The 15,083-nt window shown below is 68.8% G+C and carries 10 protein-coding genes and 1 riboswitch; of the genes, 6 read left to right on the top strand and 4 right to left on the bottom strand.

Going from position 1 to position 15,083, the window contains the following annotated elements:
- The first annotated feature begins 206 nt into the window (after positions 1-206).
- Both lysX and EDC82_RS10785 read left to right on the top strand, forming a co-directional pair.
- Positions 207-3,614, top strand: a complete 3,408-nt coding sequence (gene lysX / locus EDC82_RS10790; protein ID WP_235006203.1) for a bifunctional lysylphosphatidylglycerol synthetase/lysine--tRNA ligase LysX — start codon at positions 207-209, stop codon at positions 3,612-3,614.
- Between the two features lie 148 nt (positions 3,615-3,762).
- Positions 3,763-5,454: an alpha/beta fold hydrolase gene (locus EDC82_RS10785; protein ID WP_062256128.1), complete on the top strand. Its 1,692-nt coding sequence runs from the start codon at positions 3,763-3,765 to the stop codon at positions 5,452-5,454.
- Positions 5,455-5,558: 104 nt separating this feature from the next.
- On the opposite strand, the gene EDC82_RS10780 is transcribed toward EDC82_RS10785, so the two are convergent.
- Genes EDC82_RS10780 through EDC82_RS10770 form a run of 3 tightly spaced genes read right to left on the bottom strand, consistent with a single transcriptional unit; the run spans position 5,559 to position 8,301 of the window.
- The gene (locus EDC82_RS10780) at positions 5,559-6,227 is read right to left on the bottom strand and encodes a methionine ABC transporter permease (protein WP_006944079.1); all 669 of its coding nucleotides are present in this window, start codon (positions 6,225-6,227) and stop codon (positions 5,559-5,561) included.
- On the bottom strand, positions 6,224-7,297 hold the full coding sequence (locus tag EDC82_RS10775) for a methionine ABC transporter ATP-binding protein (RefSeq protein WP_197418821.1): 1,074 nt from the start codon (positions 7,295-7,297) through the stop codon (positions 6,224-6,226). The genes EDC82_RS10780 and EDC82_RS10775 overlap by 4 nt, the downstream gene beginning before the upstream one ends.
- Positions 7,294-8,301: a MetQ/NlpA family ABC transporter substrate-binding protein gene (locus EDC82_RS10770; protein ID WP_197418820.1), complete on the bottom strand. Its 1,008-nt coding sequence runs from the start codon at positions 8,299-8,301 to the stop codon at positions 7,294-7,296. The genes EDC82_RS10775 and EDC82_RS10770 overlap by 4 nt, the downstream gene beginning before the upstream one ends.
- Positions 8,302-8,478: 177 nt before the next feature.
- A riboswitch (SAM riboswitch) is annotated at positions 8,479-8,590 on the bottom strand.
- A 212-nt stretch (positions 8,591-8,802) separates the two neighbouring features.
- Between EDC82_RS10770 and EDC82_RS10765 the strand changes: the two genes are divergently transcribed.
- Positions 8,803-9,186, top strand: a complete 384-nt coding sequence (locus tag EDC82_RS10765) for a neutral/alkaline non-lysosomal ceramidase C-terminal domain-containing protein (protein WP_062256124.1) — start codon at positions 8,803-8,805, stop codon at positions 9,184-9,186.
- Positions 9,187-9,253: 67 nt separating this feature from the next.
- On the opposite strand, the gene msrA is transcribed toward EDC82_RS10765, so the two are convergent.
- On the bottom strand, positions 9,254-9,901 hold the full coding sequence (gene msrA / locus EDC82_RS10760; protein WP_006944083.1) for a peptide-methionine (S)-S-oxide reductase MsrA: 648 nt from the start codon (positions 9,899-9,901) through the stop codon (positions 9,254-9,256).
- A gap of 153 nt (positions 9,902-10,054) precedes the next feature.
- On the opposite strand from msrA, the gene EDC82_RS10755 reads away from it, so the two are divergent.
- From EDC82_RS10755 to EDC82_RS10745, 3 genes are read left to right on the top strand one after another with little or no spacing between them, the layout of a single operon-like run.
- A complete protein-coding gene (locus EDC82_RS10755; RefSeq protein ID WP_062256123.1) occupies positions 10,055-11,116 on the top strand; it encodes a GNAT family N-acetyltransferase in 1,062 nt (353 codons plus the stop codon).
- Positions 11,113-11,907, top strand: a complete 795-nt coding sequence (locus tag EDC82_RS10750) for a hypothetical protein (RefSeq protein WP_062256121.1) — start codon at positions 11,113-11,115, stop codon at positions 11,905-11,907. Before EDC82_RS10755 ends, EDC82_RS10750 begins: the two co-directional genes overlap by 4 nt.
- Positions 11,908-11,962: 55 nt before the next feature.
- Positions 11,963-15,028 carry a glycine--tRNA ligase gene (locus EDC82_RS10745; protein ID WP_131941509.1) on the top strand — a complete coding sequence of 1,022 codons (3,066 nt, stop codon included), beginning with the start codon at positions 11,963-11,965 and terminating at the stop codon, positions 15,026-15,028.
- The last annotated feature ends 55 nt before the right edge of the window (positions 15,029-15,083 follow it).

Below are 15,083 nucleotides of genomic sequence, written 5' to 3'. Positions count from 1 at the left end.
ATGGTCTTGAACAGCTCCCCCGAAAGACTGGGGTTGAGTAGTTCAAGACCATCACGCATTTCTACGTCCACCACAAAGCCGTGGCTACAAACCATGGCGTCCACCGTGAATCGTCGCCCGGGCGCACTCCACGGCCACATCAGGGATTCATTGGAACATCGGGGGATCTCCAGTGTTTCCTCACGTCCCGGGGCTAGTGTCGTGCCGTGGTGGAGACGGGGAACAAGAACGAGCGCCTCACGTCGTCGGTCGAGGCGTGCAATCGTTGGCGGGATCATGGGTGGCGGGACAAGGTCGCAACCTGGGCCGGCCGACTGCTCGTGCTGGCGGCGTTCGTCTCTCTCGCCGGAGTGTTCTTCCACCGCAGCGTGATCCTGCGCGTCGTCATGGACGTCCTTGGCTGGGTCAACATCCCGAGTGAGCCCTCCCTGTTCGCCGCCTGCATGGCTCTCGTCCTCGCAGGCGGTATCCGCCGTCGTTTCCGTCCGGCGCACACCGTCCTCGCCGTCGTCATGGGGCTTTCGGTGCTGGACTCGCTCGCCCGTCTCGTGTTCGCGCACCAGGTCACCCAGATGATCAACCGTCTCCACGTGCGTGGCGTCTATCGCGACTGGGCGCAGTTCCAGACGTCGCCGGGTGTGTCCGCAGCCATCCTGGCTCTGAGTGTCACGTCGTTCGTCGTCGTGCTCCTCGCGCGCCCCGCGTTCCGAGCGCGGTTCAGTTCCGGCTCGAAGGCGGCGGCACTCATCAGCCTCATCGGAGGTCTGTTCCTGTCGTTCGTCGTCGCGTTCTTGCTCACACTGTCGTTCCCGCGTGATCTCGACACCCTCGGGCAGAAGTTCGTCTGGTCGGTCCGCAGCACGTTCGGCGTCAGGACACCGCCGGCCAGCCCGGGTTTCGGAGGGCACCACGGGTACGAATGGACCTTCGTCGTCGCGAGCACGGTGTCGACCCTCGTCCTCATCTTCTCGCTGCTCGTCCTCTGGCGTTCGGGCCGCGGCTCCGGGCTCATCGACGCCGACGAGGAACTGCGCATCCGCCGTCTCCTGCTCGAGCACGGCGAGGACGACTCCCTGGGGTATTTCGCCACGCGTCGGGACAAGGCCGTCGTCTTCGCCCCCGACGGCCGCGCCGCCGTCACGTTCCGCAACGAGGGGAGCGTCAGCGTCGCGTCCGCCGACCCCATCGGGCGAGCTGAGTCCTGGGACGACGCCATCGCCGTGTGGCTCGGCCAGTGCCGCGAGCATGGGCTGTACCCCGCCGTCCTCTCCGCCAGCACGAGGGGAGCGCGCGCCTACGTCGAGGCGGGGCTCAAGGCGTGGTCGCTCGGTGACGAGGCCATCATCGACACCGACACCTTCTCCTTGCGCGGGCGCTCGATGCGTCCCGTCCGCCAGGCCGTCACCCGCGTCGAACGCTGCGGTTACACGACCCAGGTACGCCGCCACGACGAACTGGGCGACGACGAACTGGCCGAACTCTCGCGGCTCGCCGACGACTGGCGCGGCAACGAGACCGAGCGCGGATTTTCGATGGCCCTCAACAGGCTTGGTGACCGCGCGGACGGGCGCTGCGTCGTCATCACCGCCCACGACACCCGCGGCGCCGTGCGGGGGTTCCTGTCCTTCGTCCCGTGGGGCTCGCGGGGGCTGTCGCTCGACCTGATGCGCCGCGACCGTCAGGCCGAGAACGGCCTCAACGAGTTCATGGTCGCGCACCTCGCCGAAGCGGCACCCGCCCTGGGCATCCGGCGCATCTCGTTGAACTTCGCAGTCTTCCGCAACGTCTTCGCCGATGCGGACGAGGTAGGCGCTGGCCCCATCACCCGCGTCACGGACAAGGCGCTCTCGATCGCGTCGAAGTTCTGGCAACTGGAGACGCTCTACCGCTCGAACGACAAGTACCACCCCGAATGGGTGCCGCGCTTCCTCTGCTACGACGCCGAGCTCACCGTCCCTCGTGCCGGTTTCGCGATGGGTGTGGCCGAGGGTTTCGTCCCCCTCATCGGGCCGCGGTTGCTCGTCGGGCCCAAGCCGGCCGACCATCAGCCGCCGCGCCCCGAAGCCGTCTTCGTCGAGCGAGTCCAGGCCCTCGAGGCGGACGCACTCACCCCGCGGATGCCCGAGCCGCGCCGCAGCGAACAGCAGCGCGTGCGCCGCGAGAAGCTCGCCCGCATGGAGGCCGGCGGCGTCGAAGGCTACCCCGTCGCAGTGCCGCGCACCGCGCGCATCGAGGACGTCGTCACGGCGCACGGCCGGCTTCCCGCCGATCACCGCACGGGCGAGCGCGTCTCCGTCACGGGGCGGGTGCGGGCCCTGCGCGACTTCGGTGGCGTCAGCTTCGTCGTGCTCGACGAGGACGGCGCCCGCCTCCAGGCGATGGCGACGCGCGACGTCACCCCGGCCGAGCAGTACGATCACTGGCGACACTGGATCGACCTCGGGGACATCGTCTCGGTGACGGGCGAGATCGTCACGTCGAAGCACGCAGAGCTGTCCGTGCACGTCAGCGACTGGCAGATGGCGGCGAAGTGCCTGAGCCCGATCCCCGACCTGCACTCACCGTTCCGCGACCCCGACGCGCGCGTCCGCAACCGCTCGCTCGACCTCATCGTCAACCGTGATTCGATGGACATGCTGCTGCGCCGATCACGCGGTGTGCGGGCGTTCCGTGACGCGTTCGACGCACTCGGGTACACCGAGGTGGAGACGCCGATGCTGCAGGCGGTGCACGGTGGGGCGTCCGCGCGCCCGTTCAAGACTCACATCAATGCTTACGGCATGGACCTGTTCATGCGCATCGCTCCCGAGCTGTACCTGAAGCGGCTCGCCGTCGGCGGCATGCAGAAGGTGTTCGAGCTGAACCGCAACTTCCGCAACGAGGGCGCAGACGCGACCCGCAACCCCGAGTTCACCTCGCTCGAGGCCTACGACGCCTACGGCGACTACCTGACGATGCGCGACCTGACGCGCGAGGTGCTCCTCGCCGTCGCGCGGGCCGTCAACGGTGGGGAGTTCGCCGAACGCCCCCGCCCCGACGGCACCATCGAGCGTGTCGACCTGTCGGGGCAGTGGCCGACGATCCCCGTGCACGAAGCCGTCTCCAGGGCCTGCGGGGTGTTGCTGACGTCGGCGTCGTCGCGGGACGAGGTGGCTGCGGTCTGCGCGGCGCACGGCGTCGACGCGCCGCGCGAGAAGAGTGCGGGTGAACTCGTCGTCGAGCTGTACGACGAACTCGTCGAGGGCCAGACCATGTTCCCGACGTTCTACATCGACTTTCCCGTCGAGACGTCACCGCTCACCCGCGCGCATCGCGGCGACCCCAGGCTGTCGGAGCGCTGGGACCTCGTCGCGTTCGGCGCCGAGATCGGCACCGCCTACTCGGAGCTCGTCGACCCGATCGAACAGCGAAAGCGCCTGACGGAGCAGTCCCTCAAGGCCGCGGCCGGTGACGTCGAGGCGATGTCGCTCGACGAGGCGTTCCTCAGCGCTCTCGAGTACGCGATGCCGCCGACGGGTGGGCTCGGCATCGGCGTCGACCGCTCCATCATGATGATGCTCGGTGCGCCGATCCGTGCGACGCTCGCGTTTCCGTTCGTGCGCCCTCAGGGTTGATCACCCTTGTCGAGCGACATGCCCAGTGTGACGAACTTTACACAAAGGTTACACAGGGGAGACACACAGCGCATTCCAAGGGGCATGATCTAACACGGCGCCACACGCTCGTGGACGCGCGGTTCACCAGGCCATCCAGGGAGTACGCATGAAGAAGACCATCGGCGCCGTGGGCGCTGCGTTCAGCCTGCTGGGCGTCGGGCTGTCGGCCCCCGTCACGGCGGCGAGTTCCGTTCCCGCTCAGGGCGCGACGCCCACTGCGGACGCCTCCTCGTCCTACACCCCGCCGCCGGTCACCTGGGGTACCTGCGCGAACGCGCGCCTGAGCAAGGCCGGCGCCCAGTGCGGATTCGTCGAGGTGCCCCTCGACTACGCCAAGCCCAAGGGCGAGAAGATCAAGATCGCCGTCTCCCGCATCAAGCACAAGACGAGCGACGCCAAGAAGCAGGGCATCATGCTCGTCAACCCAGGTGGCCCGGGCGGCTCCGGTCTGACGCTGTCGCGCCTCGGCGGCGCCGTGCGCAACAAGGGCGGCGACCCGTACGACTGGATCGGCTTCGACCCGCGCGGCGTGGGCTCCAGCGTCCCGACCCTGGCCTGCGACGGCAACTACTTCGGCTACAACCGCCCTGACTACCGGGTGACGAAGGCCGGCACGTCGCAGGCCTGGCTGAAGAGGTCGGCCGCCTACTCCGCGTCGTGCTCCAAGGCTGCCGGTGCGAAGCTCATGCCGCACATGAAGACGATCGACAACGTGCGCGACATGGACTCGATCCGCAAGGCGCTCGGTGAGAAGCAGATCAACTTCTACGGCTTCAGCTACGGCACGTACCTCGGCCAGGTCTACGCCACGATGTTCCCGAAGCAGACGCGTCGCATGGTCATGGACGGTGTCGTCGACCCGCGCGACGTCTGGTACGACGCGAACCTCAACCAGGACATCGCGTTCGACAAGAACATGGACGTCTTCTTCGACTGGGTCGCGGGCAACGACGCGACGTACCACCTCGGCACGAGCGGCAAGGCCATCAAGAAGCAGTGGTATTCGATGCGCGACAAGCTCGCGAAGAAGCCCGCAAACGGCAAGATCGGACCTGACGAGTGGACCGACGCCTACCTCAACGCCGGTTACTACGTCTTCGGCTGGGAGGACGACGGCGCCGCCCTGGCCGCTGCGCTGCAGAAGGGTGACTTCGGCCCGACGACCGCGCTGTACGACGACGCCAACGGCTCCGGGCCGGGCTCGGACAACAGCTACGCGGTCTACCTCGGCACGCAGTGCACCGACGTCAAGTGGTCGAACGTGTGGAGCAAGTGGCTCTCGGACAACTCGAAGGTCGACAAGAAGGCGCCCTTCGAGACGTGGGCGAACGCCATGTTCAACCTCCCGTGCACGAGCTGGCCGGTCAAGTCGACGAACGCGCAGGCCATGAAGATCGACGGTTCGAAGGTCGGGCCGGTGCTCCTCATCGCCGAGACCCACGACGGTGCGACGCCGTTCCCGGGCGCGCTCGAGGTGCGCAAGCGCTTCCCGAAGAGCGCTCTCATCGAGGGCGTCGGTGGAACGACGCACTCCGGTTCGCTCAATGGCATCGCCTGCACGGACGACAAGATCTCCGCCTACCTCCTCACCGGCGCGATGCCCGCGCGGACGGGTGGACCGGGCCACGCCGACGTCGAGTGCGACCCCGTGCCCCAGCCGGAGCCCGGCCCCGCCAACGAGGTGACGGACAGCGCGTCCAGCACGAAGAAGAAGCACCACCACGTCCAGCAGCGTGAGGGCATGCAGGCCGACCTGCGCTCGAGCCTGCAGAAGGTCGCCACCGTCGGCGCTCGCTGACGCACGGCTGGTCTGACGCGTCCTGACGGCGAAGGGCCGCGATCATCCTCTCCGGATGGTCACGGCCCTTCGTCATGCTCGCGCCGAGCGGCGCGAAGGGTGTGTCAGTGACGCAGCGCCTTGCGGGCCAGAGCGTTGCCGATGAACTGGGCGATCTGAACGAAGACGATGATGACGACGACGGCGGCCCACGTCACGGCCCAGTCGTAGCGGCGGTAACCGTAGGACAGGGCGAAGTCACCGATGCCGCCGCCGCCCATGGCGCCGACGACGGCCGTCATGTCGATGACCGCGACGAGCGCGAACGTGTAGCCGAGGATCAGCGGCGCCAGCGCCTCGGGGATGAGCACGGTGCGAATGATGCGCCACGGACTCGCCCCCATCGCCTGCGCCGCCTCGATGACGCCGGGGTCGACGCTCACGAGGTTCTGCTCGACGATGCGGCTGATGCCGAAGGTCGAGGCGATCGTCAGCGGGAAGATCATCGACTTCGCACCGATCGTCGAGCCCGTGACGGCGAGCGTCAACGGCCCGAGAGCGGCGGCGAAGATGATGAACGGGATCGGTCGGATGATGTTGACGAGGACGTTGAGCACCGTGTGCAGAACTCGGTTCTCGAGGATGCCGCCGCGTCGTGTGGTGTTGAGCAGCACGCCGAGGGCGAGGCCGAGCAGGCCGCCCATGATGATCGTCGCGCCGACCATGAGCAGCGTCTCGCCCACCGCGGTGACGATCGTGGGGCGCAGCGCCTCCCAATCGGTTGCGGGCATCATGCGGCGACCTCCTCGACGTCGGCGGCGAGACGCAGTTCGTCGAGCACGGTGGTGACGGCGCCGTCGTCGCCGCGCAGGGCGAGCGTCAACGTCGTCAGGGTGTCGTCCTTGAGCGGTGTGAGGCCGCCGTGCACGATCTCCGGTTCGACGCCGTGTGCGGACATGCGGGCCAGGACACGGCCGAACTCGCGCGGGTCGTGAACCGTCAGCGTCGCGAGGTGCCCGTCGTGGGCAGCGCGCAGCCGGGCGCTCTCGCGTGCGTCGGGCACGTTCCGCAGGGTGGCGTCGACGAGGCGGCGCGTCGCGTCCGCCTTCGGCGCGCCGAGGACGTCGACGGTGCGCCCGGACTCGACGATGCGGCCGGCCTCGAGGACGACGACGTCGTCGGCGAGTTCGCGCACGACGTCCATCTCGTGGGTGATGACGACGATCGTCACGCCGAGCTCGTCGTTGACGCGGCGCAGCAGCGCGAGGACGTCCTTCGTCGTGTCGGGGTCGAGCGCGGACGTGGACTCGTCGGCGAGCAGGATCTCCGGGTTCGTCGCGAGCGCACGGGCGATGCCGACGCGCTGCTTCTGCCCGCCGGAGAGCTCGTCGGGGTAGGCCCACGCCTTCTCGGTGAGCCCGACGAAGCTGAGCAGCTCGGTGATGCGCGCCTCCTGGCGCGCCTTGTCCCAGTCGGCGACCTCGAGGGGGTAGGCGACGTTGGCGTACACCGTGCGCGAGCGGATGAGGTTGAACTGCTGGAACACCATGCCGATGCGACCGCGCAGCTCGCGCACCTGCTTCGCGGACAGCGACGCGAGGTCGACGCCGTCGATCTCGACGTGGCCGCGCGTCGGCGTCTCCAGGCCGTTGATGAGACGTACGAGGGTGCTCTTACCTGCGCCGGAGAAACCGATGACGGCGACGATGCGTCCGCGCTCCACCTGCGTCGTGATGCCGTCGAGAGCCGTCACCCGGCTCTTGCCGCGGGTGAACGTCTTGCCGACGTCGTGGAAGGCGACGGCGGGCGGGGTGGCACTCGCCGGCGCGGCGGCCTTCGTCAGTGTGGGGGAGGGGCCCGTCACTTCGATCCCTTCGCCTTGATCTGGGCCTCGAGGTTCGCGAGGATGCCCTGCACCTCGGAGGCGGAGTTGTTCACGAGGACGCTCGTGCCCTTCGTGCGCTCCTCGATGAGCTTCTCGACGCTCGGGTCGTGGTAGGCCTTGACGAACTTGGCGTAGTCGGCGTTGTCCTTGTCCGCGGCGCGCGCGACGACGACGTTGATGTACGGCTTCGACGAGGCCGCATGCGGGTCGTCCTTGAACAGGGCCTTGCTCGGGTCGAGCTTCGCGTCCGCGGCGAAGTTGTTGTTGACGATCGCGCCGTCGACGGACGGCAGCGCGGCCGCGGTCTGCTCGGCGTTGACCGCTGTGACGGTGACCTTCGAGGCGCCGGCGTCGATGTCGGCCGGGGTCGACAGCGAGGTGCCACCACCCTTGAGCTTCAGCAGTCCGGCGCTCTGCAGCAGCAGCAAGGCGCGCGCCTGGTTCGTCGGATCGTTGGGGATGGCGATCTTGCCGCCCTGGGGGAACTGGCCGACGCTCGTGTGCTTCTTCGAGTACAGCGCCAGCGGGACGATGTACGTCGCCCCGATGGGCGTGAGGTTCTGCTTCGCCTTGGTGTTGTAGTCGGCGAGGAATTGCAGGTGCTGGAACTGGTTGAGGTCGACCTGGCCCTCGGAGAGCGCGGGGTTGGCCTGGGTGTAATCAGAGAAGTTGACCGGTTCGATGTCGAGACCGTACTTGTCCTTGCCCACCTTGACGAGCTGGTTCCAGTACGGGTCCGACGCCTCCGTCGTGCCCACCTTGAGGTGGGTCAGCTTGTCGTCACTGCTCCCGCCGAGCACCTTGGCCCCGATGCCGGCGGCCAGCGCGACGACGAGGACGCCTGCGCCGATCGCAACGTACTTGCCGGTGTCGTTCTTCGGTTTCGGGGGCAGGGCGGTCGCGCCGTTCTCGGCGCTCGTGGCGTCATGCGTGGACGAGGTGGGCGTCGAGGTCTCGTCGGCGGGGGTGTGCTTGTCGGTCATGATCTCTCCTGGTGAGGCGGCAAGGATGCGAATGCGCGGGGCTGGCGCGGGTGCGCGGAGTCAGCGTGAAGGCGGGGCGCCGGGGTGGGGCGCGGTGCGCGGTGTCGTGCGGGGCATGCCTTTCGGGGCCTGGGCAGCGCAACGGAAGGCTCACGAGGATGCCGTCACGTTGGGTGCCGAGCGTGCTTGCCGCGTGGTCGACGCGGCCGGGTCATCACCTGGAGCACCCCGCCACGCGTGTGAGGGTTGCCGTCCGACCAGCCAGGGCTTTGCATCGGATCTCTTGACCAGCAGCGAGATTAGAGCCGCGCACGACAAAGCGTCAAGTTGTGGCACTGGAGATGAGACGTGGGCGAAGATTGTGACGTGCGACACGCGGCGTGGCTGATGCGGCGTCTTTCGCCGTCGAGGCTCGGGTGAGTGATTTCTTCACACAGCTTGGACGATCGTCTAGGTGGGTGATGAGTGTGACGTCGGCCACGCGCCGAGGGCCCCGGCGTCGTGTTCGACGACGCCCCACCCGGGCAGCACTTCGGTGACGTCCTGACTCAGCCGGACGCCACACGCTCGGCTGGTTCGAGCGTGCGGGCGGTCTTCCGCGGCGGCCACCCGAAGAATGACTTCCGCACGATGGGCACGTTCGTCAAGGTGCAGCGTCAGGTCGGCTCGTCGTGGGTCGACGTCCTCGACGACCACGACTGGGACACCTCGTACGTCTGGTCGCGCGAGGGCGTCTCGTACTCGCGATGCACCATGGAGCGGCGCATACGTCGCGGCACGCCCGCGAGCACGTATCGCCTCGTGCAGCAGGGCAGCTGGAAGAACGGCTGGAACGGCAAGGTCAGTGCCCATACCGGAACGAGCCGGGCCTTCCAGGTGCGCTGAGACGGCCGGTGCGCCGCGGTGGCCGGTTGATCGGCCGCCGGCTCAGCGGCCGCCGTGCATGTCGTCGTCAGCGTGGCGGGAGGACATCCGTCTGCGCGGGCAGGTCGGCGACGCCGACGGGGCACGTGACGCCCTTGAAGCCGTGGTTGCAGTAGCCGCCGGGGTGCTTGGACAGGTACTGCTGGTGGTACAGCTCCGCCGGCCAGAAGGGGCCCGCCTCGTCGGCCGGGCGCATCTCGGTCGTGATGGCGCCGCGGCCCGCGTCGTCGAGTGCCTCCTGGAAGAGCGCGGACGTCTCGCGGGCAGCGCGCTCCTGCTGCGGCGTCGTCCAGTAGATCGCCGAGCGGTATTGCGTGCCGACGTCGTTGCCCTGCCGGTTCGCGGTCGTCGGGTCGTGGTTCTCCCAGAACGCCTTGAGAAGCTCGCGTTCGGACACGCGCGACGGGTCGTAGGCCACCATGACCGTCTCGGTGTGGCCCGTGCCGCCGCCACAGACATCTTCGTACGTCGGCTCGGTGGCGTGGCCGCCCATGTACCCGACGGCCGTGGTGACGACGCCCGGAATCTTCCAGAAGATGCGTTCGGCGCCCCAGAAGCAGCCCATCGCGACGTACAGGGTCGCCGAGCCGTCGGGCAGTTCGGAGAACATCGGCACGTCGAGGACGTCGTGCAGGTCGCTCGCCTCGGGCGTTCGGGTGTGCTTTCGAGTGAACATGAGGTGCCTTTCCTCGGGTTCCGAGACAACACCGCCGGCGGTCGAGGCATTCCGGCCCGACCCTCCGCCGGCATGAACGGGTTGTCGCACGATCCAGGCGGACGCGCCGAAAAACCGGTTGCGTACGCAGCTGGTGCTGAGTGCAATGTCGCCATGCGCATTCGTCAGATCGGCCCGTCCGACCCGCTGTTCGACGCCTGGGCGCAGGTGTTCATGACGGTGGGCCACGAGCAGTGGGGCAAGCACACGATCGCCTACCCCGCCGACGAGCTGCGCGCCATGTGGGGCAAGGAATCCGAGACGCGTCATGCGTTCGTCGCCGTCGAGGGGGAAGCCTCGTGCGACGACGACGCCGTTGGGGGAGCAGCCGACATACAGGATGATGGCGTGGACACAGCAGCTGGCGTCGTCGGTGCCGCCGAGCTCGTCCTGCCGCGCCGCGACAACACCCACCTCGCGTTTCTCCACCTCGACGTGCCGGCTCCCGCGCGACGACGGGGTGTCGGCTCGGCGCTGCTCTCAGCCGCGGAGGAGATCATGCAGGACGAGGGACGTACGACGGTCCTCGTCGAGACGCAGACGCCCGTCGGCCAGCCTGACGCCGCAGGCGCCTTCCTCGCTGCCCGCGGGTTCGCCCAGGCCCAGACGTGCGTGCGCAACGCTCAGCGTCTGCCGGTCAGCGACGCCGTCGCCGCACAGATGCGTGCCGCCCTCGCGTTCGACGACGAGTATGTCGTCGAGACGGCCGTCGACGACCTCCCGTCGCAGTGGCTCGAGGAGCGGGCCCGTCTCGGAGCGATGATGTCGACCGACACCCCGCTCGGTGACGTTGCGATCGAACCGGAGACGTGGGATGCCGCGCGGGTGCGCGAGCTGTTCGACACCGCACGCGCTCAGGGCCGACGCGTCGTCGAGGCCGTGGCGTGGCACCGACCGACCGGGCAGATGGCCGCGTTCACGCACGTCAGCGTTCCCGCGGAGACGCCTTGGATCGCCTACCAGGACGACACCCTCGTCGAGGCCGCGCACCGTGGGCACCGGCTCGGCTACCGGGTCAAGGCTGCGGTGTCGCTGCTGCTGCCGCAGGTCGCGCCGGGCGTCGAGGTGCAGCGCACCTGGAACGACGAGACGAACACCCACGTGCTGCGGATCAACTCCGAGCTCGGCTACGAACGCGAGGGCACGATGATCGAATGGCAGAAGAGGCTTGCATGAGCCCGTCCGAGGCGCCCGTACGCGAGGTGCTCGGCATCGAGGTGACGCACGAGCAGCTGCTCCAGTGGCGCGCGTGGACGATGCCGGTCGAGCAGCCGTTCGTCGTGCCCCGCAGCGTCGCGCACGACCTCGGCCTGCGCGACGAGCCCGAGCGGGTGACGTTCGAGCTCAAGGACACGTTCCTGCTGTACGGCGTGGACGACCAAGCCATCTGCTGGCTCGATCGCGCGGCGGCGCGCGCCTTGCCGGCGTCTCTGAGGCGAGCGCAACCCACGCGTCACCTCTGGCGTAGCGGTGACGACGCGTCGGCCATCGCGCGCGACCTCGAGCGCGTCGTGGCATACGTCGTCGAGGGGCGGCGCGCGAGTCGTCATCGCGAGATCACCCAGCGGGCCTGGGCCGATATCGACGCCGTGCTGCCAGGCGCCCGTGAGATCGCGGGGACGTTCCCGCGCGCCAGCGGGCCCAACTGCTTCGGTGCCGTTCTCACCGCGGCCGGCGTGGACGGCGCACGTGAGGAGTGGATGCAGCGCGAGCCGATCGAGGCGTGGCTGCGAGAGCGGACGCGGTTGCTGCCGCGTCATGACACCGACGGCGGCCTTGGTGTCGTCCATGTCTGGCGCAACCCTGACGGCCTGATCGACCACGCGGCCGTCAGCCTGGGTGGTGGCTACGCGCTCCACAAGCCGTCGTGCGGATGGATGTCGCCGACCAAGGTGCTGACGACGCGGGAACTCATGGCGAGCGCCCGCGTTCCCGGGCGGCGCGTGCGCCGTCATCGTCTGCTGTGACGTCGTGATCGGGACGAATGGGCGGGGCGCGTGCGCACTCGGTAACCTGGGGCGCGTGACCGACGTGCTGACGATGCAAGATGCCCTGTTGACGCTGCAGAAGTACTGGACCGACCGCGGATGCATGGTCGTGCAGCCCTACAACACCGAGGTCGGTGCGGGGACGATGAACCCCAACACCGTCATGCGCGTGCTCGGGCCCGAGCCGTGGCACGTCGCGTACGTCGAGCCCTCCGTGCGCCCGGATGACAGCCGCTACGGCGAGAACCCGAACCGGCTGCAGACGCACACGCAGTTCCAGGTCATCCTCAAGCCCGACCCGGGCAACCCGCAGGAGCTCTACCTCGGCTCGCTCGAGGCGCTCGGCATCGACCTCGACGCGCACGACGTGCGCTTCGTCGAGGACAACTGGCAGCAGCCCGCCATCGGCGCGTGGGGCCTGGGTTGGGAGGTCTGGCTCGACGGCATGGAGGTCACGCAGTTCACATACTTCCAGCAGGTCGTCGGGCAGAACCTCGAGCCTGTCGCCGTCGAGCTGACGTACGGCATGGAGCGCATCCTCATGGCGCTTCAGGGCGTCACGCACTTCAAGGACATGGCGTACGCCGAGGGCATCAGCTACGGCGAGGTGTTCGCGCAGAACGAGTACGAGATGTCGCGCTACTACCTCGACGACGCCGACGTCGACGCGGCCCGCGCGTTCTTCAAGGAGTACACCGACGAGGCTCAGCGCCTCATCGACGCGCGCCTGCCGGTGCCGGCGTGGACGTACGTGCTCAAGAGCTCGCACGCGTTCAACATCCTCGACAGCCGCGGCGCCGTCTCCACGACGGAGCGTGCGCGCTCGTTCTCCCTCATGCGCCGCCTCGCTCGCGAGACCGGTGCACTGTGGAGCGAGCGTCGCGCCGAACTCGGTCACCCGCTGCTCAAGGGCGACGCGGCGACCTCACGCGTGCGTGAGCTGGCGGAGGCGGCCGCGTCGGCGCCCAACATCACCCAGCCCGTCGAGAAGCCCGAGCCGGCGCCCACCGCAGCCGAACTCGGCGACGCGCGGCAGACGTTCGCGTTCGAGATCGGCGTCGAGGAGATGCCGCCGCACGTGCTCGACGCGACGATTCCCGCCGTGCGCGAGGCCGTCACGTCGGCGCTCGCCAGCACCCGCCTCGAGCACGGCGACGTCGCCGTCGTCGGCACGCCGCGCCGCATCGTCGTCACCGTGCCCGGGGTCAGCGCGCACGAGCCGGACTCCGAGACCCTCGCGAAGGGCCCGAAGGTCGCGGCCGCCTACAAGGACGGCGCGCCGACGAAGGCCCTCGAGGGCTTCGCGCGCGGCAAGGGCGTCTCCGTCGACGACGTCGTCACCGCCGAGTTCGACGGTGCCCAGCACGTCGCCGTCAAGCAGACGCAGACGGGGCGCGGTGTGCTCGAGGTGCTCGGGGAGATCGTCGCCGACGTCGTCTCCGGCCTACGCAGCGACAAGAACATGAAGTGGAACGACCCGCAGCTGACGTTCAGCCGCCCGATCCGCTGGGTCGTCGCGCTGTGGGGCAAGCACGTCGTCCCCGCGACGGTGGGCTCACTCACCACGGGCCGCACGACGTACGTCGCGCGCACCGCAGCGCAGCCGCACGTCGACGTCGCCGCTGCCGACGAGCTCGTCCCGACGCTCGAAACGGCCGGTTTCGTGCTTGACCCGACCGCGCGACGCCGGCAGGTCGTCGACGGTGCCCTGGCGCTCGCGAAGAGCGTCGGCGGCACGATCGACATCGACGGCGAGGCGAGCCTCGTCGACGAGATCACGAACCTCGTCGAGGAGCCGCAGGGTGTGCTCGGCACCTTCGAGGAGCGCTACCTCGAGCTGCCCGAGCAGATCCTTACCACCGTCATGCGCAAGCACCAGCGCTACCTGCCGGTGCGCGACGCCTCCGGCACGCTCATGCCGTACTTCGTCACGATGGCCAACGGCTCGATCGACGACGACGTCGTGCGCGCCGGCAACGAGTCAGTGCTGCGGGCCCGCTATGAGGACGCGGCGTTCTTCTGGGAGGCCGACCTCAAGGTTCCGCTCGACGACTTCCGCGCGCAGATCGACAAGCTGACGTTCGAGAACCGTCTCGGTTCGTTCGCGCAGCGTGCGGACCGCATCAAGGACGTGTCGACGAAACTCGCTGCGTCCGTTGAACTCACGGGCGATGAGCAGGCAACGTTGTCGCGTGCCGGCGCGCTCGCGAAGTTCGACCTGTCGACGGCGATGGTCGTCGAACTGTCGAGCCTCGCCGGAACGATGGCGCGCGAATACGCGCTGAAGGCGGGGGAGGCCCCGGCTGTGGCCGATGCCCTGTTCGAGATGGAGAAGCCGCGCTCGGCGGGCGACTCGCTGCCCTCCTCGACGCCGGGCGCGCTGCTCGCGCTGGCCGACCGGTTCGATCTGCTCACCGCGATGTTCGCCATCGGCGCGAAGCCGACCGGCTCGTCCGACCCGTTCGCGCTGCGCCGCGCGGCGCTCGGCGTCGTGTCGATCCTGCGCGGTGTGCCGGCCGTGGCCGCCATCAGCGTGAGCGACGGTCTCGACGCTGCCGCCGCGCGACTGCGTGAGCAGGGCGTCGAGGTCTCGGGCGAGGCGCTCGCATCGGCTCTCGAGTTCGTCGAGGGCCGCTTCGGCCAGCAGCTGCGCGACGAAGGCGTCTCGGCGGCGCTCGTCACGGCCCTCAGCCCGAGCGCCGGAACGCCCGGTCGCGCGGCCGCGGTGCTCGCCGATGTCGAGGCTCTGCGCGATGACGAGGCGTTCCGCGCCCTCGTGCAGGTGACGCAGCGCATCACGCGCATCGTGCCTGCGGGCACCCAGCCGGGCTTCGATGTGTCCGTGCTCACCGACGAGGCCGAGAAGACGCTGGCTCCGCTCGTCGAGGCACTGCCCGACCACTCGGGTGACTCGCTGACGCAGTGGTTCGCGGACGCCTCGGGTCTCACCGAGCCGCTCAACAGGTTCTTCGACGACGTCCTCGTCATGGCTGACGACGAGGCGCTCAAGGCCGCTCGCCTCGGCCTGCTGCAGAGCGTCATCGCCAAGGCGCCGGCCGGCATCGACTACAAGGAACTCGACCGGGCGCTCGACGTCTGACCCGAGCGAACCCGATGGCCTCACCCCGTGTCGACGAGGTGGGGCCATCGTCGTG

Source organism: Dermacoccus sp. SAI-028 (assembly GCF_004346775.1).
Lineage (GTDB): Bacteria > Actinomycetota > Actinomycetes > Actinomycetales > Dermatophilaceae > Dermacoccus > Dermacoccus nishinomiyaensis.
This window is presented reverse-complemented; position numbering and strand designations above follow the sequence as displayed.